General features: G+C 44.0%; 21 protein-coding genes and 1 tRNA gene. 17 read left to right on the plus strand and 5 right to left on the minus strand.

The features are described 5' to 3' along the window. Positions 1 to 259: hypothetical protein (locus tag F8H35_RS04510; protein ID WP_472572359.1), on the minus strand; the 259-nt coding region annotated here is incomplete at its 3' end. 168 nt (positions 260 to 427) lie between these two features. Between F8H35_RS04510 and F8H35_RS04515 the strand changes: the two genes are divergently transcribed. The 11 genes from F8H35_RS04515 to gltA all read left to right on the plus strand — a co-directional run bounded on the left by F8H35_RS04515 (position 428) and on the right by gltA (position 8,634). Then, positions 428 to 504, plus strand: a tRNA-Gly gene (locus tag F8H35_RS04515). A 118-nt stretch (positions 505 to 622) separates the two neighbouring features. Next, a complete protein-coding gene (gene leuD / locus F8H35_RS04520; RefSeq protein WP_472572360.1) occupies positions 623 to 1,132 on the plus strand; it encodes a 3-isopropylmalate dehydratase small subunit in 510 nt (169 codons plus the stop codon). A 1-nt stretch (position 1,133) separates the two neighbouring features. Beyond that, a complete protein-coding gene (gene leuB / locus F8H35_RS04525) occupies positions 1,134 to 2,213 on the plus strand; it encodes a 3-isopropylmalate dehydrogenase (RefSeq protein WP_472572361.1) in 1,080 nt (359 codons plus the stop codon). An 8-nt stretch (positions 2,214 to 2,221) separates the two neighbouring features. Further along, positions 2,222 to 3,238, plus strand: a complete 1,017-nt coding sequence (locus F8H35_RS04530; protein ID WP_472572362.1) for an aspartate-semialdehyde dehydrogenase — start codon at positions 2,222 to 2,224, stop codon at positions 3,236 to 3,238. Positions 3,239 to 3,246: 8 nt separating this feature from the next. Then, positions 3,247 to 3,609, plus strand: a complete 363-nt coding sequence (locus F8H35_RS04535) for a roadblock/LC7 domain-containing protein (protein WP_472572363.1) — start codon at positions 3,247 to 3,249, stop codon at positions 3,607 to 3,609. Between the two features lie 10 nt (positions 3,610 to 3,619). After that, positions 3,620 to 4,312: a metal-dependent hydrolase gene (locus F8H35_RS04540; protein ID WP_472572364.1), complete on the plus strand. Its 693-nt coding sequence runs from the start codon at positions 3,620 to 3,622 to the stop codon at positions 4,310 to 4,312. Beyond that, the gene (locus F8H35_RS04545) at positions 4,313 to 5,056 is read left to right on the plus strand and encodes a patatin-like phospholipase family protein (protein ID WP_472572365.1); all 744 of its coding nucleotides are present in this window, start codon (positions 4,313 to 4,315) and stop codon (positions 5,054 to 5,056) included. Continuing rightward, positions 5,047 to 5,325: an acylphosphatase gene (locus tag F8H35_RS04550; protein ID WP_472572366.1), complete on the plus strand. Its 279-nt coding sequence runs from the start codon at positions 5,047 to 5,049 to the stop codon at positions 5,323 to 5,325. The genes F8H35_RS04545 and F8H35_RS04550 overlap by 10 nt, the downstream gene beginning before the upstream one ends. Beyond that, a complete protein-coding gene (locus F8H35_RS04555; protein ID WP_472572367.1) occupies positions 5,249 to 6,337 on the plus strand; it encodes a murein hydrolase activator EnvC family protein in 1,089 nt (362 codons plus the stop codon). The genes F8H35_RS04550 and F8H35_RS04555 overlap by 77 nt, the downstream gene beginning before the upstream one ends. A 51-nt stretch (positions 6,338 to 6,388) precedes the next feature. Continuing rightward, positions 6,389 to 7,234: a sulfide/dihydroorotate dehydrogenase-like FAD/NAD-binding protein gene (locus F8H35_RS04560; protein ID WP_472572368.1), complete on the plus strand. Its 846-nt coding sequence runs from the start codon at positions 6,389 to 6,391 to the stop codon at positions 7,232 to 7,234. Positions 7,235 to 7,236: 2 nt separating this feature from the next. Next, positions 7,237 to 8,634 (plus strand): NADPH-dependent glutamate synthase, encoded by a 1,398-nt coding sequence (gene gltA / locus F8H35_RS04565; protein ID WP_472572369.1) that lies wholly within the window; start codon positions 7,237 to 7,239, stop codon positions 8,632 to 8,634. A 23-nt stretch (positions 8,635 to 8,657) separates the two neighbouring features. On the opposite strand, the gene ccsB is transcribed toward gltA, so the two are convergent. From ccsB to F8H35_RS04585, 4 genes are read right to left on the minus strand one after another with little or no spacing between them, the layout of a single operon-like run. Next, positions 8,658 to 9,665, minus strand: a complete 1,008-nt coding sequence (gene ccsB / locus F8H35_RS04570; protein ID WP_472572370.1) for a c-type cytochrome biogenesis protein CcsB — start codon at positions 9,663 to 9,665, stop codon at positions 8,658 to 8,660. Then, positions 9,662 to 10,990, minus strand: a complete 1,329-nt coding sequence (gene resB / locus F8H35_RS04575; RefSeq protein WP_472572371.1) for a cytochrome c biogenesis protein ResB — start codon at positions 10,988 to 10,990, stop codon at positions 9,662 to 9,664. The genes ccsB and resB overlap by 4 nt, the downstream gene beginning before the upstream one ends. 46 nt (positions 10,991 to 11,036) lie before the next feature. Then, on the minus strand, positions 11,037 to 12,167 hold the full coding sequence (locus F8H35_RS04580) for an amidohydrolase family protein (RefSeq protein WP_472572372.1): 1,131 nt from the start codon (positions 12,165 to 12,167) through the stop codon (positions 11,037 to 11,039). Further along, complete coding sequence (locus tag F8H35_RS04585) at positions 12,145 to 13,590, minus strand: HD domain-containing protein (RefSeq protein WP_472572373.1); 1,446 nt, start codon at positions 13,588 to 13,590, stop codon at positions 12,145 to 12,147. Before F8H35_RS04585 ends, F8H35_RS04580 begins: the two co-directional genes overlap by 23 nt. A gap of 26 nt (positions 13,591 to 13,616) precedes the next feature. Here F8H35_RS04585 and F8H35_RS04590 point away from each other — a divergent pair, with 26 nt between their 5' ends. The 6 genes from F8H35_RS04590 to F8H35_RS04615 all read left to right on the plus strand — a co-directional run bounded on the left by F8H35_RS04590 (position 13,617) and on the right by F8H35_RS04615 (position 19,612). Then, on the plus strand, positions 13,617 to 14,297 hold the full coding sequence (locus F8H35_RS04590; RefSeq protein ID WP_472572374.1) for an ABC transporter ATP-binding protein: 681 nt from the start codon (positions 13,617 to 13,619) through the stop codon (positions 14,295 to 14,297). Between the two features lie 11 nt (positions 14,298 to 14,308). Further along, complete coding sequence (locus F8H35_RS04595) at positions 14,309 to 16,774, plus strand: ATP-dependent Clp protease ATP-binding subunit (protein WP_472572375.1); 2,466 nt, start codon at positions 14,309 to 14,311, stop codon at positions 16,772 to 16,774. After that, positions 16,775 to 17,494, plus strand: a complete 720-nt coding sequence (locus F8H35_RS04600; RefSeq protein ID WP_472572376.1) for a 16S rRNA (uracil(1498)-N(3))-methyltransferase — start codon at positions 16,775 to 16,777, stop codon at positions 17,492 to 17,494. Positions 17,495 to 17,593: 99 nt separating this feature from the next. Continuing rightward, entirely contained in the window at positions 17,594 to 18,151 is a 558-nt protein-coding gene (locus F8H35_RS04605) for a macro domain-containing protein (RefSeq protein ID WP_472572377.1), read from the plus strand. Continuing rightward, positions 18,151 to 19,104, plus strand: a complete 954-nt coding sequence (locus tag F8H35_RS04610; RefSeq protein ID WP_472572378.1) for an NAD-dependent epimerase/dehydratase family protein — start codon at positions 18,151 to 18,153, stop codon at positions 19,102 to 19,104. The genes F8H35_RS04605 and F8H35_RS04610 overlap by 1 nt, the downstream gene beginning before the upstream one ends. 28 nt (positions 19,105 to 19,132) lie before the next feature. Beyond that, positions 19,133 to 19,612: a hypothetical protein gene (locus tag F8H35_RS04615; RefSeq protein WP_472572379.1), complete on the plus strand. Its 480-nt coding sequence runs from the start codon at positions 19,133 to 19,135 to the stop codon at positions 19,610 to 19,612. Positions 19,613 to 19,662: the final 50 nt, after the last annotated feature.

Below are 19,662 nucleotides of genomic sequence, written 5' to 3' on the forward strand. Positions count from 1 at the left end.
CTATTAATAAGTAAGGAATTTTCCCTTCCTTAGGCCTTTCATATCTCGTCTTTAAATACTCATACTCTTCTCTGTTTTCAACTTCTGCTACAAGAATACCACCATACAACTGATCTACTTTACAAGTAAAATCAGGAAGTAAGAAAAACTTACAAGTTTTATTTAGGCAACCAATAGTAATATCCATTCCTTCATAAATACTTAAAGCTGACCAGATCTGCTCCTTGATACTTTCTATATCCTTTAATTCAATATTCATAAGAATTACCCTAACTATATTGAAAACAAATACTGTAAATCCGTTGGTTTCTAAGAATAACTATAATTTATTACTTTCGTTCAATTAATGAGACCATTAATAGCTAATCAAAACCTGTTGACATCTCCAAAGACTTGACTATATTACCTATCCAGCAGGAACTGATGAGCGGGCGTAGCTCAGCTGGCTAGAGCATCAGCCTTCCAAGCTGAGGGTCGCGGGTTCGAATCCCGTCGCCCGCTCCATTTTATTTTCCTCCCAACTCTTCACCTCCCTACAACTCTTTACATCCCCCTTCCCTTGAAGAGCCCATCTTAACGATTTACAATTCCAGCAAACAAGTTCTTGTTATAAGGAGGAAAAATGGCAGAAGTGTTCAAGGGGAGAGCTTTTAAGTTTGGAGACGACATAAACACTGATGAGATAATTCCTGCAAGGTATCTCAACACTTCAGATCCAAAAGAGCTTGCAAAACACGTTATGGAAGACGCAGACCCTGAATTTCCCAAAAAGGTAAAGCCGGGAGACATAATAGTTGCAGGTAAAAACTTTGGCTGCGGTTCTTCAAGGGAGCACGCTCCAATTGCAATAAAGGCTGCTGGGGTTTCTGCAGTAATAGCAAAATCTTTCGCAAGGATTTTCTACAGGAACGCAATAAACATAGGTCTTCCAATATTTGAGTCTCCTGAAGCTGTTGAGGGAATTGAAGAGGGAGACATTGTTGAAGTAAACCCGGAAACGGGAGTCATTAAGAACGTAACAAAGGGAACGGAGTTTAAGGCCAACCCAATTCCAGAGGATATAAGGCAGATAATGGAAGCTGGCGGGCTTATGGAGTATGCGAAGAAGAAATTAGGACTTAAGGAGGGGTAAGTTGAAAGAGTTTACGATAGCAGTTCTTCCAGGTGATGGAATCGGCCCAGAGATAGTTAAGCAGGCAGTTAAGGTTTTAGACGCAGTTTCAGAGAAGTTCAACGTTAAGCTCAACTACAAATACGGCCTTATCGGTGGAGCCGCAATTGATGAAACAGGCATTCCGTTCCCAGATGAAACGAAGGAGATAATCCTCTCCTCTGATGCCGTTCTCCTTGGAGCAGTTGGAGGGCCCAAGTGGGACAACTTGCCCTTTGGGATAAGGCCTGAGAGAGCTCTCTTGGGAATGAGAAAACTCCTGAACGCATTTGCAAACCTGCGCCCTGCAAAGCTGTACGATGAGCTGATAGATGCTTCAACCTTAAAGCCTGAAGTTGTTAAGGGCGTTGACATTATGGTTGTGAGGGAACTCACGAGTGGAATCTACTTTGGAATTCCAAGGGGAATTTTTGTTGACGGCGATGAAAGGGTTGGAATAAACACGCTCCGCTACTACGAGCACGAAGTTGAGAGAATTGCAAAGGTAGCCTTTGAGGTTGCAAGGAAGAGAAACAGAAAAGTTACAAGCGTTGATAAGGCGAACGTCCTTGAGGCGACGGTTCTCTGGAGAGAGGTTGTTGAGAGGGTTCACAAAGATTATGAAGACGTTGAGCTCAACCATATGTACGTTGACAATGCTGCAATGCAGATAATCAGGTGGCCGAAGCAGTTTGACGTTATTGTTACAACGAACATCTTTGGAGACATTCTTTCTGACGCCTGCGCAATGCTGACAGGCTCTTTAGGAATGCTCCCGTCTGCTTCAATCGGCGGGAAAATTGGCCTTTACGAGCCTATCCACGGCTCAGCTCCGGATATAGCAGGCCAGAACATCGCAAACCCGATTGCAACAATTAACTCTGCAGCAATGATGTTTACCTACTCTTTCAACATGCCAGAGGTTGAAGAGGCAATAGATAGGGCAGTAAGAAACGTCCTTGCAAAGGGCTACAGAACAAAGGACATCTACTCTGAAGGGTGCAAGCTTGTCTCAACGGAGGAGATGGGAGACCTGATAGCTGAAGAAATCAAGTCTATGTGAGGTAGGGAATGAAGGGGTATACAGTTGCCGTTGTTGGTGCAACAGGTGCCGTTGGCCAGGAAATGTTGAAGGTTTTAGAACAGAGGAACTTCCCCGTTGAGAAACTCGTTCCTCTTGCATCTTCAAGGTCTGCAGGAAAGAAGGTCAAGTTTAAGGGTGAGGAAATAACCGTTGAGGAGCTGAAGCCTGAGAGCTTTGAAGGGGTTGACATAGCTCTCTTCTCCGCAGGGGGAGAAAGGAGTAAACAGTTTGCCCCTGAAGCCGTTAAGAGGGGAGCTGTGGTTATTGACAACAGCTCTGCGTTCAGGATGGAGCCGGACGTTCCCTTAGTTGTTCCAGAGGTCAACCCTGAAGACGTTGAATGGCATAAGGGAATAATTGCCAACCCCAACTGCTCAACCATTCAAATGGTTGTTGTTCTTAAACCTCTCCACGATATTGCAAGGATAAAGAGAGTTGTTGTTTCAACCTACCAGGCAGTTTCAGGAGCCGGTGCTCAGGCTATTGAGGAGCTAAAGGAACAGAGCAGGGCAGTCCTTGAAGGGAAGCCGGTTCCACCACCTAAGAAGATTCCAAAGCAGATTGCCTTTAACTGCGTTCCACACATAGATAAGTTCTTTGAGAGCGGCTACACAAGAGAAGAGATAAAGATGATTAACGAAACAAAGAAGATAATGCACGATAATTCCATTAAAGTTTCACCGACGTGCGTGAGAGTTCCCGTTTTTATAGGGCACTCCGAGTCTGTAAACCTTGAGTTTGAAAAACCGATAACGGTTGAGGAGGCAAGGAAGGCTCTGGAAGGAGCTCCCGGCGTAACGGTTATGGACGACTTTGAAAACCTCGTCTATCCAACCCCCATTGACGTTGCAGGAAAAGACGACGTTCTGGTTGGAAGGATAAGGAAAGATGATACAATAGAGAACGGGCTTAACCTCTGGATTGTTGGAGATAACCTGAGGAAAGGAGCGGCACTGAACGCCGTTCAGATAGCGGAGCTCCTCGTTGAAAGGGGACTCGTTTAGGGGGGTTTATGAGCGAAGAGATCTTAAAATCGTTGGTTGAGGAGATTCCAGAAGTTGAATCTGCCCTCATAATTGATGAGGACGGAATAGTTGTCTACAGATACGACAGTAATCAGACTTCTGTTGATTCAGAGGAGCTCTCAACACAGCTGGTTAACCCGGTAAAAACCTGCGATGAAACGATCCACGAGTTAACTGGAGAAAAGGACAACCTTGAGGAGACGATAATATTCTCAAAGAACTACGCCATTTTCGTCTACAATCTGGTTAACGACACTTTCCTGATAGCTATAGCTAAAAGAACTCCCCTTTACGGTAGAACCAGATTTAAAATTAGGTCAAGGCTTCCCAAACTGATAAAAGCTCTGTAGGAGGGGAGAGATGGCTAAGCTCTGGTATTTAGGACACTCCACGTTTTACGTAGAAGGTAAAGGGATAAAGGCACTGATTGACCCGTTCTTAAACGGGAACCCGTGGAAGATTGCGAAGCCTGAAGACTTTACAGACCTCAACTACATCTTCGTTACCCACGGTCACGGAGACCACCTTGGAGATGCCATAGAGATAGCAAAGAGAACAGGAGCAACAATTGTAAGCATCTTTGAAGTGTGCCAATACTGTAATTTAAAAGGTGTTGAAAACATCCACGCAATGCACATAGGGGGAAGCTACCAGTTCCCCTTTGGAAGGGTGAAGTTAGTTCCTGCTGCCCACGGGAGCTCCGTAATTGAAAACGACCAGGTTATCACCCTTGGAACCCCATGCGGAATGCTCATAGAGGTTGAAGGGAGAACCATCTACCACGCAGGAGACACAGGGCTAATAGCTGATATGGAGTTCCTTGGAAGGTACGAGAAAGTATTTGCAGCACTTCTGCCCATTGGCGGAAACTTCACGATGGACGTAAGGGACGCTTCAATTGCGGCAGAGCTCATAAAACCCCAAATTGCAATTCCAATGCACTTTAAGACCTGGCCGATAATAGATGCTGAACCAGAAGACTTTAAGAAGTTGGCAGAGGCGAGGGGAGTGAACGTTCAGATACTCAACCCCGGAGACGAGTTAGAATTCTAAATGAAGAAAATTGGCGTTACCCTTTCGGGCGGCTTCGTCAAGGGAGCTGCCCATATTGGTTTTCTTAAAGCATTGGAGTATAAAGGGTTAAGCCCATCTTTCATAGCAGGTTCAAGTGCTGGAGCTCTCGTTGGCTTCCTTTACGCCTACGGTTTGCCACTTAAAGAAATAACAGAAATAGGGGAAACTCTTTCATGGCGAAAACTGGCAAAGCCCCACTTTAGGGGTGGAATGTTCAAACTTGAAGGTCTCTATTCTATCTTAGTAGAACTCACCGGAAACCCTGATCTATCGGAACTTAAAATCCCGTTTGCCCCAGTTACTGTGAACCTGAAAACTCTTAAAGTTGAGGTAAAGAGAGAGGGACCATCTGCAGATTGGGTTATAGCTTCCTGTTCTGTTCCGCCCCTCTTCTCCCCCTGGAAGGTGGGAAACAGCTACTATATAGATGGAGGTGTAAGGAACTGTTTGCCGGCTGAAGTAACAAAATCTGCCGGTGTTGAGATCAACATATGCTCAAACGTCAATACGGCAGCAGGAAACTTCAACCCAGATTCTATAACTGAAGTCCTTGAGAGGTCTTCAGTTGCCGGAATAATAGAAAACCAGAACTGGCGGCTCAACTACTGTGATATCATAGTCAACCACCAGATCCCTTACAGCCCCTTTGACTTTTCAAAGTTAAAGGATCTAATAGATATGGGTTTTAAGAAAACTCTTGAGGAGCTTGAAAAATGGCTGTAAAAGGCCTGCACGCCTTCGTATCTGGTAGAGTTCAGGGGGTAGGTTATAGGGCCTTCACAAGAGATATTGCGAGAAAGTTAGGGCTCAAAGGTTTCGTCAGGAATCTTCCAGATGGAAGGGTTGAGGTATATGCAGAAGGAGAGGAAGAACTCTTAGAAAAACTCCTCTCAAAACTCTGGGAAGGTCCCTTTTTTGCCAAAGTTACAGATATTGATTACAAATTTACAGAACCGCGGGGAAGCTATGAGAATTTTGATATTGCTTATTAGCCTCTTTCTGTTTATATACTCAGCAAATGCCACAGTTTACTACAGAGTAAAAAAAGGAGACTCCTTAAGTAAAATAGCTAAGAAATTTGGTGTATCTATAACACAGATAAAGAGAGCTAATCAGTTAAGAAGAAACACTATATACGTAGGACAGAAACTTAAAATTCCAACCAAAGATAAACCCACTATAAAGACAAAACATCACACAAAATATGTTATCTATAGAGTTAAAAGAGGGGATTCTTTAGGAAAAATAGCCAAAAAGTTTGGAGTATCTGTTTCAGAAATTAAGAGGATTAATAGGATCAAAGGGCACATTATTTACGTTGGTCAAAAATTAAGAATACCGATTAAGAAAAAATCAAAATTTTCTTCAAGTTCAAGAGTGGGGAAATTTAATAAAAAAAACAGTAAAACAGTTTTTGTACCAGACGGCTTGACAAAAGTCCCGGTCTATAAATACTACCGTGTAAGGTCTGGAGATTCAGTTATAAAAATAGCGAAAAAATTTCACGTTTCTCCAAGGTCAATCATAAGAATAAACAGGCTAAGAAGACCTTACATTCTCCGTCCAGGACAAAAACTCAAAATACTGGTAGGTTACAGGGATGTTTTAAAACTTAATAGACCTATACAGTTTAAGTTCCCATTAGATGGAAGAATTGACCCAACGATCAGGGAAAATGGTTACCCGGGAATTTTCATCGTAAGTCGGCCGGGAGCTCCCGTCAAAGCCGCCGAAACTGGAATAGTAAAGTTTGCCGGAAAAGACAGCAAACTACTAAAAGCCTTTGGCAAAATGGTCATAATCCAACATCCCAAAGGTTTCAGAACTGTTTACGGCAACTTGGACAAAGTGTTCGTAAAACCCAATCAGTTAGTGAAAAGAGGGGAAGTAATAGGAACGGCCGGAACGTCAGGTATCTGGGGAAAGAGCGGACTCTACTTTGACATAAGCAGGATTTACAGCGGAAAAACTTATCACATTCAGCCACTTGAAGTTCTTAAATAATTGTTACAAAGGGCTTATAATAAAAAAACAAAAGTCTAAAGGGGGTGTCTGTTGTTCAGGATAGTTAAAAAGAGAGAGCTTGCAGAAAACGTAGACGAGTTCATAATTGAAGCTCCCCTCATAGCGCAAAAGGCTAAACCGGGTCAGTTTGTAATCATAAGGGTAAGCGCAAAAGGGGAGAGAATTCCATTAACAATAGCCGATAAGGATCCGGAAGCTGGAACTATAACCCTTATGGTTCAAAGAGTCGGAAAAAGTACCTACCACCTTTCCTGTTTTGATGAAGGAAACTCCATAAGAGACGTTGTGGGTCCCTTAGGAAAACCAACCCACATAGAGAATTGGGGCCATGTTGTTGCAGTTGGCGGAGGCCTAGGACTCGCTCCTATTCACCACATAGCCCAGGGAGTTAAAGAGGTGGGAAACGAACTGACAGTAATTATGGGATTCAGAAGAAAAGAGCTTATTTTCTGGGAAGATAGGATGGAGCTCCTTGCAGATAGAGTAATCGTAACGACAAATGATGGCTCATACGGTATGAAAGGCCTAGTAACAGATGCCCTTAAAAACCTGTTGGACTCTGGAACCAAGATTGACATGGTCATCTGTGCTGGACCTGTTCCAATGATGAAAGCAGTTGCAGACCTTACAAGAAACTATGGTGTTCCTACAGTAGCCTCTCTCAACCCGATAATGGTTGACGGAACGGGAATGTGTGGCGCCTGCAGAGTAACAGTAGGTGGAGAAGTTAAGTTTGCCTGCGTTGACGGACCGGAGTTTGACGCCCATCAGGTTGACTTTGACGAGCTGATGAACAGGTTAAGAATGTTCAGGGAAAAAGAAGAAGAGGCAATGAGAGAGTTTCAAAGAAAACACTGTGGATGTTATAGGGGATAGGGATGGCTAAGAGAGAGATTATAAAAGAGAGAGTCCTTGTACCTGAAAGAAAACCGGAAGAAAGGGTTAAAGATTTTAAAGAGGTAAAGCTCGGCTACACTCCACAGTTGGCAATGGAAGAGGCAAAACGATGCCTTCAGTGCCCCCACTCTCCCTGTGTAAAGGCCTGTCCCGTTAACGTTCCCATTCCTCAGTTTATAAAGCTGATAGAGGAAGGAAAGTTTGTTGAAGCAGCGAGAAAGATAAAAGAAGAGAACATACTCCCTTCGGTCTGTGGAAGGGTTTGCCCTCAGGAGATACAGTGTGAAGGCGCCTGCGTTGTTGGGAAAGTGGGAGATCCGGTGGCCATAGGAGCCCTTGAAGCTTTTGCAGGAGACCATGAAGCTTCTGTAGGATACGAGAAGATAGTTATAACTGAAAAGAGGAACAGAAAGGTTGCAATTGTTGGCTCTGGCCCTGCAGGAATTGCGTGTGCAGCAGACCTCATTAAGATGGGCTATGAAGTAACAATATTTGAAGCTCTACACGAACCAGGGGGCGTTTTGGTTTACGGAATTCCAGAGTTCAGGCTTCCCAATGAGATAGTTGAAAGGGAACTCTCCTTCCTCAAAGAGATGGGGGCAAAAATAGAGCTGAACTTTATCGTTGGAAAAACAAAAACGGTTTACGAGCTTTTAGAGGAGTTTGACGCTGTCTTTATAGGCTCAGGAGCTGGGCTTCCCTACATGTTAAACATTGAAGGGTTAAACCTTAACGGCGTTTACTCTGCAAACGAGTTCCTAACCCGCGTCCTACTGATGGGAGCTTACAGGTTCCCTGAAATGGATACTCCGGTATTCACGGGAAAGAGGCTTGCTGTGATCGGCGGCGGGAACACGGCAATGGACGTTGCAAGAACCGCTCTAAGACTCAAAGAAGTTGAAGAGGTGATGGTTATCTACAGACGTTCAAAGGAGGAAATGCCTGCAAGGGTTGAGGAGGTGAGGCACGCAGAGGAGGAAGGGGTAATCTTCAAAACGCTTACAAACCCGGTAAGGTTTTTGGGAGAGAACGGCTGGATAAAGGGAATAGAGTGCGTGAAGATGGAACTTGGAGAGCCGGACGAGTCTGGAAGGAGAAAGCCCATACCGATTCCAGGCTCGGAGTTTGTTCTGGAAGTTGACTCTGTTGTAATGGCTATAGGTCAGGGGCCAAACCCTGTTGTTGTAGATGGGGTGAAGGAAATAAAGAGAGGAAAAAAGGGAGAGATAATCGTTGACCCGGAAACTCTAATGACAGATCTCCCAGGAGTGTTTGCAGGGGGAGATGTTATAAGGGGAGGTTCAACCGTAATAGTTGCTATGGGAGATGGAAGAAAAGCGGCAAAAGGAATACACGAGTATCTAAGCAGGAAACAGTAAGGCCGGAAAAAACCGGCCTTAAACTACTGGGCGTAGCTGTGAAGCCCCGGAATTATCAGGTTTACACCGTAGTAAGTAAAGATAACGCTTAAAAACCCTACTATCGTAAAGTAGGCAAGGGGTTTACCCCTGAGTCCTTTTATGTAGCGGGCGTGGAGGTAGGCAGCATAGACCAGCCAGGTAATTAAAGACCAGGTTTCTTTAGGATCCCAGGACCAGTATCCACCCCAGGCGTACTTAGCCCAAACAGCTCCAAGGATAATTCCTATTGTCAGGAAGACAAAACCCACAGCAACAGACTGGTACATCATCTGCTCCATAGCATCAACTGAAGGGAGAATTTTAGAAATTCCTGTCTTTTTAATTAGGTAGAGGAACAGACAGAACAGAGCCGCCGCTACAGCTGAAACTATTAGGTAGAGAATAACGTTCTCTCTAAAGGCAGAGTAGATAATAAAGAAGAAGATAAACCAGGTTGTAAGGAAGATAACTACCCAATCCTTGGTAGTTGTATCGTCTCTCTTAGCAAAGTAAGCATATGCAATTCCGGCACTAACAGCCGCAGCTGCGTAGCCAACAAAGGTTGTTACAACGTGAAAGAGGAGCCAGTTGCTCTGGAGAGCTGGAACTAAAGGCTGAGCCTCCTCGCTGAAACCCAATATCTGTGTGGAGAGCTCCCCTATCAGCGCAAGGGGAATTACAAACATACCAAAGGCTTTATTCTTGTACTTCCATTCAAAAACGAGGTAGATCAACACTGCCATCCAGCCAAAGAGCATGAGGGACTCGTACATGTTGGTAAAAGGAGCATACTTATAGAAGGCCGTCCAGTCGGAAACCATATTTACTTTTGCCTTCTCTATTCCCCTTACAACAAAGCCTGCTCCCTGGATAAAAACGCCTAACCAGGCAAAGAAGGTAGCAAGTTTTGACGACCAGCTGCTCTTTGAAAAGGTGTAAACGGTGTAGAAAAGGAACGCAAGGAAATAGGCTACCATTCCTGCGTTAAAGAGTGTTACGGAATGGATCATGACTCTTCCTCCTTAGGGGTATTCTTACAGTATGAAGACTTCAGCACCCCTAAGACCTCCTCAAGCTCCCTTGCAAGGCTCTCATTTCCTTTGTTGGCAAGACCACCAATTACGAGCCTTGTCTTATCCTCCCCCTTCTTCTCAAGCCTTGCCCATACCCTTTTGTGGGGAATAAAGAAGGCAACTATAAGACCTCCTATAAGAACAATACTCCCTACCCAGACTATCCAGGTTCCCGGGTCTTTTGACACCTGAAGCCCGGTGTAGAAAACGGGCTTAAAGTCAACCATTGCAAAGGATTTATCTGTTCCAGGAACTTTATAGAGGACAAAAGGCTTTATGGCTCCTTCCTGAACTTTTCCATTTTGGATGAACTCTATTCCAATTGTCATAGTGTTTCCATCAATGCTCACTATCTTCAGGTAGGTATCTTTACCTAACTTAACTGGCTGACCAAAGGCCACACCAACTATTTTCTCTCCTTTCGGCGAAACTATCCTGAGGAAAGCTTCCCCTTGACCGTAGCTGGCCTGGTAAAAGTAAATTCCTCGATACTTAAGAGGATGGTTAACTTCTATAGTTTTCCTCAAAACCTGCTTTCCATTTTCAATAATTGAAAGGTCTGATATGTAAGCTTTAGGCATCCCTGAAGGGTAAAAGTCTATCTTAAACTTATTGCACTTTACGTAAAAGGGAAGTTCAACTATTTTAGGACCTGAGAAGAAACTAACCAGATTGCTTGCAGTCCCTTCTGCAAGATTCATATAACCTCTAAAACCCAAAATAGCAGTTGTAAGACCACCTATAAGAACAATTAAAACACCTAAATGAACTATGTAAACGCCAAACCGGGCAAAAACATTCTTATCTGCAAAAATATGAACTTCTGATTCCTCTTCTTTAGAAATCTCCACTTTATACCTAAAACTTTTAAGGGTTTCTACTAATTTTTCCTTAACTTCCTTAATGGGAGCTTGAAGGGTTATTGAACTTGAGATCCTGAGCCCCTTCTCGTAACCCGTAGGAAGGGTTTTTCGGGGCTTCATCGCAACTTTCCAGATCTTTGGAAGGCGCTTTATTGAACACACTATCAGGTTTAAGGCAAGGAGAGTTAAAAGGGCTATGTACCACCATGAATGGTAAACATCTGTAAAGCCCAGGAACTTGAGAATTTTGTACGTCGTTTCTCCGTACTCTCTTAAGTACTTCTCAGGATCCTGCTGCTGCTCAATTATCGTTCCAACTATTGAAGTTACCGCAAGGGTAAGGAGGAGAAAAATAGCAAGTTTGACAGAACTGAAGATGTCGTAGAGAACTTTAAACATTACGGCTCCTTTGCTGTCTGTGTTTTCGCACTCAGGTTTAATTAAATCAAAGCAAGTATGTGTAGTCAAGAACTTTAAACTCTCTACCTCTTAAAAGGGCAGTAAAAGGGTCTACCTCTGCAGAAAGGGACGGTAGAAAGGAAAAAACAGCCTCTTCTCCGTAGCTATCAAGAGAGAGGACTTCTGCAGCAGAGGTGGTTATAAGGGGAAGGAGCTCCCTCACGCTCACCCTTCCTTCAAGGGCGTAGTAAACCGTTCTTAACTCGTCAATAACCGAAAGGGTAACGTTTGAGCTCAAACCGTCGGTAGCAAGTGCAAGCTTATCGTACCCCAAAAGGATTTCTACTTTGGGAAATCCCACTTTAAGGTGAATGTTACTGCGAGGACAGAGAACAATAGAGGCTCCAGCTTCTGTAAGGGCATTAAGCTCCTTTTCCGTTAGGTTTACACAGTGAACGGCTATAAGGTTTTCGTTGAGAGCTCCCGCCTTTTTCAGATAGTCAATCAGGTTTTCTGAACAGACCCTTTCATAACGCTTCCTTCCTATAAACGGATAGATAACTTCCTCAAAGAGGTTTCTCTCGCACCTTACAAATAGCCGTTCCTGATACGTTTCGCCAAGGTGAATCTGAAACTTATATCCTCTTTTAAGGCTGTCTTCCGCTATTGATTTAAGGGCTTCAAAGGAAACGGAGTAAACAGAATGGGCTGAAACTGGGGGTGTAAACTCCTCTGGAGAGAATTCTTTTCCTATAAACTCTCTAAAGGCTTTTACTCTCACTTTTTTAAAAGGAAACTTGGGGGAAAGGCCAAAAGAGGAGATATCTCCTGCATATACGGTTCCTGAAGATTCAAGTTCAATCTCAGCAGTTTCCAGAGCTTTTAGTATCTCACCTTCGGTAAAAAGTCCTCTTCTCCCTATTATCCAGAGAAGCCAGTCAAAGAAAGAAGGGAAAGAATCGGGATTAAATGGGAGGAGAGAGAGCTCAAGGTGGGTATGGGCATTTACAAAGGGAGGGTAGAGATATCCAGACAGAGTTTCAATTCTCTGAAAGTTTCCCTCAGGGGGGTTTCGATAGTAACCTTTAATTAAACCGTTTTCAACAACTACCCAGCCATCCTTTACCACCTGCCCATCTGGTTTAACAACGTAACTACTGTTTATAAGTATCCTCACAGTTAAAACCCCTTACAGCCTTCACGGCCTCTTCTTTAGTTCTAACTTTTCCAAGAGCTTGAAGTTCCAAGAGCTTTTCCTTGAAAATACCCACACACCTGTTCGGCTTTTCTATTCCCTTTATCTCCATTATCTCCCTGCCTGTGAGGAGAGGTTTCAGGTCTTCAAGACGGTCTCTGTAGAAAAAGATTAGCTGTTTAAGGAAAGAACTGTAAGAGGAGAGCTCCCTGTAACACTCCTCCGAAGTTGCCCCAAAATCTGCCACTGAAAGGAGTAGAACGTGAAAGGCATACTCTCCTGCATCTCTGAAGAAACGGTAAATCGCTCTGTCTGAGAGCTCTCCCTTCTTAAAAAGCTCGTAGAGGAAGAAAGGCCTCAAGTGATACCTTACACAGGTATAGGCCATTTTAGCCGCTTTACTTCCAAAAGAAAGCCTTAAGAGAGCTCCCTTTACAATTTCAGCCCCCAGTCTGTCGTGACCGTGAAACGTAAGCCTACCGTCCTTCTCCTTTACGGTTTTTGGTTTTCCGGCATCGTGATAGAGGGCAGCCAGCTTTAAGCATTCTTTATCAGTAAACCCTACGAAAAATTCTTTGTCTCCAATTCTCTCTCCGTACTCTTCCAAAATTTCTGCCTTCCGGGGAAAAGCATAGGTTTCAAGCAGCTCCACACATCTGAAGGTGTGCTCTTTAAGGTCAAACTGGTGGAGCCCGGAAGGGGGAATCTTCTCAATACCGCTCAGCTCTTTAAAAACTGGATAGAAGGCACCTAAAGAGTCAATTTCCCTCAGGAACAAGTGGAACTTGTTACGGCATAAAACTTTAACAAGCTCATCTCTTAACCTTTCGGGGGGAGCTCCCCCTAAAAGCCTGCTACACTCTGTTGCCTGAGCAACGAAAGAGGAATGGTAATCAAAACTGAGCTCCAACTTTAACCTGACTCCCCTTAAGATCCTTATCGGGTCATCTGAAAGAGCATTACTGTAAACAGGCCTTATTACTCCTCTTTGAAGATCCTCAAACCCCCCCGTTGGATCTATAAGGAGAACATCGTCGTTGAAAGGGAGGAAGAGCTCCCTCACATCAACGGCAATAGCGTTTACTGTAAAGTCCCTCTTCTTTAAGTCTTCCTCTATGGAACTTCCCAGAATTTTAGAGATATCAATTCTAAAACCCTTGCCGACGAACGAGTAAACGGTTTTAAATTTCTCAAAGGAAAAGGATTTGAGGGAGAGCTCCTTTTCCACACAGGCTGCAACACTTTCAGGACTACAAACGGCAAGGTCTATATCAACCTTATCTTTTCTGATACCCAACAACCTATCCCTGATAAACCCTCCTACGATATATCCTTCACTCAAACAGTTAGAAATTCTCTCAAGTTTTGGGTGGTAAAAAGTTAGCTTGTGAACCCTCTTTTCCATATTTTTCTCTCCAGAGGAGGTGGTACTTGGAAATACTCAGAGCAGAAAGGATAGTTAAAGTTTACAAAACCGAGAGCGACGAGGTTGTAGCACTCAAAGGAATCAACTTATCCCTTAAGCAGGGAGAATTCTCTCTACTGATGGGAGCATCAGGTTCCGGCAAATCAACCCTTCTCCACATACTGGGAACTCTTGACAGACCTACAGAGGGAAGAGTTCTCTACAGAGGGGAAGATGTCTTTCAGCTGAACGACAAAGAACTGGCTCTATTCAGAAACAGGAAAGTGGGCTTTGTATTCCAGTTCCACTATCTGATAAACGAGCTAACAGTCGTTGAAAACGTTATGGTTCCACTTCTTGTAGGGGGAATTCCTGAAAGAGAAGCGAGGAAAAAGGCCAAAAAGGTATTGAAGTCTGTTGGACTTGAGCATAGATTATCTCACAGACCATTTGAGATTTCAGGAGGAGAAAAACAGAGGACAGCAATCGCCAGAGCCCTTGTAACAGAACCTGAAATCGTCCTTGCTGACGAACCCACCGGTAACTTAGACTCGGAGAGTTCCCACTCAGTCATCTCAACAATGAAACGGCTCAATCGGGCAACTGGAACTACGTTCCTGATAGCCACCCATAATAGTGAACTGGAAAGTTATGCAGATAACGTATACTTTATAAAAGATGGCTTAATAGTTAACCAAACCCAATAAAAGGAGTGTGTATGTTTGAAAGGTTCACTCAAAAAGCAAGACAGGTAATTATAAAGGCCAAAGAACAGGCCGTAGCTTTAAGGTGTGAGAAATTGGGAACGGAACACATTTTACTATCACTCCTTAAAGAGGATGAAATTACAAACCAGATCCTTGCAAAATACAACATTTCCAAACCCAGAATTCAGGAAATTATCATTTCTCAGGTTCAACCTGCTCCTTACGAAGTTGACATAAACACGATCACCTTCTCAACAGAAGCAAGAAGGGTCCTTGAACACGCACTTGAAGAATCCAAGATTCTTGGTCACGCCTATGTAGGACCAGAACATCTCTTTATAGCCCTCTCAAAGGAGAAGTTGGGACTTGCCGGAAGGATTCTCAGAAGTTACGGACTTGACCACTACACCTTAAGGAGAGAGGTTGCAAACCTACTTAAGGGAATAAACAGGGAAAAGAAAGTCTCTAAGAAGAGCTCTACTCCCAACCTTGATAAGTTCGGCCGCGATCTAACAGAGCTTGCAAGGGAAGGGAAGTTAGACCCTGTTATAGGAAGGGAGAAGGAAATAGAAAGGGTTACCCACATCCTTGCAAGGCGCAGGAAGAACAACCCGGTTCTAATAGGAGAACCGGGAGTAGGTAAAACAGCTATTGTTGAGGGTTTAGCCCTCAGAATTGCAAAAGGGGAAGTCCCGGAAAAACTGAAAGACAAAAGGATTGTTTCGTTAGATATGGCCTCTCTCATTGCTGGAACCAAGTACAGAGGACAGTTTGAGGAGAGGTTAAAGGCAATAGTAAAAGAGCTTGAAAACAACAAAGATGTCATCCTTTTTATTGATGAAATCCATACGCTCGTTGGAGCAGGTGCCGCTGAAGGTTCAATGGACGCTTCAAACATTCTGAAACCTTCCCTCTCAAGGGGAGAGATTCAGGTAATAGGTGCCACAACCATTGACGAGTACAGGAAGTACATAGAGAAGGACGGTGCCCTTGAAAGGAGGTTCCAGCCTGTAATGGTTGAGGAACCTTCAATTGAAGACACAATAGAGATACTGAAAGGCCTTAAGAGTAAGTTTGAGGAGTTCCACAACGTTGTTATTACAGATGGTGCCATAGAGAGGGCAGTAAAACTGGCAGTAAGGTACATAAACGACAGGAAACTGCCGGATAAAGCTATAGACATTATTGATGAAGCCGGAGCAAAAGCACAGCTTCAGTCTGCCGGCAAAAACGACGAGATAAGGAAGATTGAAGAGGAGATTGAAAAGGTTAAGGCTATGAAGGAAGAAGCCTTAGCTATGGCCGAGTATGAGAAGGCCCACGAGTACAAGCAGAGAGAATTGAGGCTCTTAACAGAACTTGAGGAGCTCCGCCGCCAGGAGAAGATGAAACAGTCTTCAGAGAAGGTCGTTATAGATGAGAAGAGAGTTGAAGAAATTGTTGCCCTCTGGACGGGCATTCCCGTTCAACAGCTTCAGGAGAAAGAGGCAGAGAAACTGCTGAGGCTTGAAGAGGAGCTCCACAAAAGGGTTGTAGGTCAGGAAGAGGCGGTTAAAGCTGTAGCAAAGGCCATAAAACGCTCAAGGTTAGGAATCAGGGCAAACGCCAACAGGCCTATAGGAAGTTTCCTCTTCTTAGGACCGACCGGTGTTGGAAAGACCGAGCTTGCAAAAGCCCTTGCCGAGTACCTGTTCGGTGATGAAAAGGCAATGGTTCGCCTTGACATGTCTGAGTACATGGAGAAACACACTGTTTCAAGGCTGATAGGAGCTCCCCCCGGCTACGTAGGGTACGAAGAGGGCGGTCAGCTTACGGAAGCTGTAAGGAGAAGGCCTTACACTGTCATCCTCCTTGACGAAATAGAGAAAGCCCACCCAGATGTCCTCAACATCCTCCTCCAGATAATGGAGGATGGAAGGCTGACAGACGGCCTTGGAAGAACTGTCTCATTCACAAACACAATACTGATAATGACAAGTAACCTCGGCGCCAAACACCTCCTCTCTGCACAGAGGGGAATGGGATTTGAGGTTTCAGACGGAAAAGAGGAAGAGAGATCCTTTGAAAGGATGAAAGCCCACGTTCTTGACGAGGTTAAGAGATTCTTCAAGCCCGAGTTCTTAAACAGATTGGACGGAATAATCGTCTTCCATCCTCTCACAAAAGAGGACGTTAAAGAGATAGTCAGGAAGCAGGTTGAAAGGCTCAACCAAGAGCTTGCAGAGAGGAACCTCAAGGTTCACGTTACAAACAAATTCATTGAGTACGTTGTAGAGAAAGAGTTTAGAAAAGAGTACGGTGCAAGAACAATAAGGAGAGCTCTCCAGAACCTCATTGAAGACAGGCTCACAGACGAAATACTGATGGGTCGCTTCACAGAAGGCGGAGAGGTTGTCTTTGACATTACACCTAAAGGACGGATTTCGGTTCGTGAGAAGAAAAAGAGGAAGAACAAGGAGACAACCGGAGTCAAGTAGATGCGACGGTTCAAGATAAACGGCGTAAAAAACGGCGAGGCCTTCCTGAGGGGTCAGGAGGCCCGCCACGCCCTCAAAGTTCTGAGGCTTAAAAAAGGAGACGAAATAATCGTCTTTGACGGAGAGGGAAAAGAGTACCTTGCGGTTATAGACGCTGCCTCTCCCACATCCGTCAGGGTAAAAATCATAGAAGAGACGAACGTAAACAGAGACAGCCCCCTCCATTCAACACTCTTCATGGGAATAACCAACAAACTTCAGAAGTTTGAGCTGGCCCTTCAGAAAGTTACAGAATTGGGAGTTACAGAGGTCGTTCCTGTTATCTGTAATAGGTCATCAAACGCTCAGCTGACAAAAAACTGGGAAAGAAAACTGAAGCGCTGGAAGGAGATAACAGTTAACGCTGCGAAACAGTGTGGAAGAAACATCTTACCTGAAATAAGAGAACCGATAAAGCTAACAGAGATAGAAACCGATGCAGACCTCTCTTTCGTTCTGTGGGAAAAAGGGGGAAAGTCCCTGAAAGACTATCAGAACTACTCTGCGAACTCCGTTTCTTTTGTGGTAGGTCCGGAAGGCGGACTTGAAAAGGAAGAAATAGAGATATTGAAAGAAAAGGGTTTCAAACCTATCTATCTGGGAAAGAGAATTCTAAGGGCAGAAACGGCAGCAATAGCTGGAATGGCTCTGATACAGTTTATCTGGGGTGATCTGGGATAAGAAAAACTCCGGGAACGGTTCCCGGAGGTATGGGGAGGTGCCGACTTAGGGATTACTAATAATCTAATTCCATGCCAATCGGAAAGCAAGGAGGGAAATTTGAAAACTCTTGCCGAGCTAAAAATAAACGGGAGAACAATAAAAGTAGTTCAGGGAGATATAACAGAGGAGAGCACAGAGGCAATAGTAAACGCCGCAAACAGTCTTCTGAAACACGGAGGGGGCGTTGCAGGGGCCATTGTCAGGAAGGGAGGAAGTATTATTCAAGAGGAGAGTGACAAAATAATTAAGAAAAACGGTCCTGTCCCTGTTGGAAGTGCAGTATGGACAACCGGTGGCAACCTTAAAGCCAGATTTGTAATCCATACTGTAGGCCCGGTTTGGGGTGAGGGAGACGAAGAGAGGAAACTGAGAAGTGCCGTAAGGTCTGCCCTTGAAGTTGCAGATAAATTGAGGGTAAATTCCGTTTCACTGCCGGCAATCAGCACCGGGATATTTGGTTACCCAAAAGAGAAAGGAACGGAAGTAATTGTTGACGAGGTTCTAAAGTTCCTGAAAGAGAATAGCAAAACGACCATTAAAGAGGTCCACTTAACAGCCATAGACTCAGAAACGGCAGAACTTTTTAAGAGTCAGCTGTTAAAAAGGGAGATATGATGGCTACACTTGTAACGGGAGGAGCCGGTTTTATAGGCTCACACCTCGTTGAGGAGCTCCTTAAAGAGGAAAGAGAAGTTGTAGTTGTAGACGACCTGTCAACGGGGAAATTAGAGAACCTGCCAGAGAGCGAAAACCTAACCTTCATAAAGGGCTCAATAACAGACAGGGAGTTCCTAAAAAACCTGTTTAATTCCTACAGGTTTGACACAGTATTTCACCTTGCAGCTGTAGCTTCTGTTTTTAAATCTGTTGAGAAACCCATTGAAACCCACAGGGTAAACTTTGATGGAACCTTATACCTGTTGGAAGAATCAAAGAGAACAAAAGTAAACAAGTTCGTCTTCGCTTCTTCTGCTGCTGTTTACGGAGACCTGCCGGAGCTCCCAAAAAGAGAAGACATGCCTGTAAAACCCCTCACCCCCTATGGGGTAGACAAGTACGCTTCAGAACGCTACGTCGTAAACAGCTTTAACCTATACGAACTAAGGACAACTGCCCTCCGCTTCTTCAACGTCTACGGAGAAAAACAGGACCCCTCATCTCCCTACTCAGGAGTAATATCCATCTTTATGGATAGAACTGCCCGATACCTTAGAGGAGAAGAAGTAACTATAGACATATACGGCGATGGAAAACAGACAAGGGATTTTGTTTACGTTAAAGACGTAGTAAAGGCACTCCTAATTGCCGAAAGGGACAGCAGAACGGAAGGGGAAGTATTCAACGTAGGAACAGGAAGAGAAACTTCTCTGTTAGCTCTTATAGAAACACTAAAAGAGATAACCGGTAAAATACCACCCGTAAGATTCTTACCCCATAGAGAAGGAGATATAAAAAGATCTGTAGCAGATATCTCAAAAATAAGGGCATTAGGATACTCCCCTTCATTCTCTCTAAAAGACGGCCTTAAAAGAACTTTCCGCTGGTTCATAGAAAATTTATTAAGGTAAAATATCAGTAAATTCAAAGGGAGGTTCTATGAAACAAATTCCAAAACTACTAATAGTACCTCTACTCCTCTTCTTTTTCAGCTGTACACAGATAAACAGAGCTCCTGTAACAGTTCCTAAGAAGGAAAGGTGTGTCATTTTACCCTTCAGCAACCTATCAGACACTCCCTTAGCAGGTGAGAGAGTTGCAGCAATACTCTACGGAGTAATGAAATCAAAGGGTTACAACGTAGACCTCTACTTTTCACCAAAAGAGGCAGACTATACCAAGCAGGAAATTGAAAAGTTAGAAAAGAAAGCTGAAACGAAATTTAACTGCGTCATAGGGGGAAGCGTTAACGAGTGGCGTTACAAGGTTGGTATTGACGGGGAGCCAGCCGTAAGCATCACGTATACGGTAAAAAACACCAAAACGGGGGATATTACTTCAGGAACAGTATCAGGAACAGACTGGGGTCATAAATCTTTAGGGCTTCTAACTCAAGAACTCTTTAATAAAATATTTTAGTTTTGAAAATGGATAACAGAAATTTAAAAAAACTCCTTCCTGTTATTGAA

The sequence above is a fragment of the Thermovibrio sp. genome, assembly GCA_015488335.1.
Lineage (GTDB): Bacteria > Aquificota > Aquificia > Desulfurobacteriales > Desulfurobacteriaceae > Balnearium.

What these genes read in the sequence shown, in the direction of transcription:
- leuD (WP_472572360.1), top strand. Translation starts at nt 623, where the DNA reads ATGGCAGAAGTGTTCAAGGGGAGAGCTTTTAAGTTTGGAGACGACATA.
- F8H35_RS04585 (WP_472572373.1), bottom strand. Translation starts at nt 13,590, where the DNA reads ATGGAAAAGAGGGTTCACAAGCTAACTTTTTACCACCCAAAACTTGAG.
- F8H35_RS04610 (WP_472572378.1), top strand. Translation starts at nt 18,151, where the DNA reads ATGGCTACACTTGTAACGGGAGGAGCCGGTTTTATAGGCTCACACCTC.
- F8H35_RS04545 (WP_472572365.1), top strand. Translation starts at nt 4,313, where the DNA reads ATGAAGAAAATTGGCGTTACCCTTTCGGGCGGCTTCGTCAAGGGAGCT.
- F8H35_RS04550 (WP_472572366.1), top strand. Translation starts at nt 5,047, where the DNA reads ATGGCTGTAAAAGGCCTGCACGCCTTCGTATCTGGTAGAGTTCAGGGG.
- resB (WP_472572371.1), bottom strand. Translation starts at nt 10,990, where the DNA reads ATGTTTAAAGTTCTCTACGACATCTTCAGTTCTGTCAAACTTGCTATT.
- F8H35_RS04600 (WP_472572376.1), top strand. Translation starts at nt 16,775, where the DNA reads ATGCGACGGTTCAAGATAAACGGCGTAAAAAACGGCGAGGCCTTCCTG.
- F8H35_RS04535 (WP_472572363.1), top strand. Translation starts at nt 3,247, where the DNA reads ATGAGCGAAGAGATCTTAAAATCGTTGGTTGAGGAGATTCCAGAAGTT.
- gltA (WP_472572369.1), top strand. Translation starts at nt 7,237, where the DNA reads ATGGCTAAGAGAGAGATTATAAAAGAGAGAGTCCTTGTACCTGAAAGA.
- F8H35_RS04615 (WP_472572379.1), top strand. Translation starts at nt 19,133, where the DNA reads ATGAAACAAATTCCAAAACTACTAATAGTACCTCTACTCCTCTTCTTT.
- F8H35_RS04540 (WP_472572364.1), top strand. Translation starts at nt 3,620, where the DNA reads ATGGCTAAGCTCTGGTATTTAGGACACTCCACGTTTTACGTAGAAGGT.
- ccsB (WP_472572370.1), bottom strand. Translation starts at nt 9,665, where the DNA reads ATGATCCATTCCGTAACACTCTTTAACGCAGGAATGGTAGCCTATTTC.
- F8H35_RS04595 (WP_472572375.1), top strand. Translation starts at nt 14,309, where the DNA reads ATGTTTGAAAGGTTCACTCAAAAAGCAAGACAGGTAATTATAAAGGCC.
- F8H35_RS04530 (WP_472572362.1), top strand. Translation starts at nt 2,222, where the DNA reads ATGAAGGGGTATACAGTTGCCGTTGTTGGTGCAACAGGTGCCGTTGGC.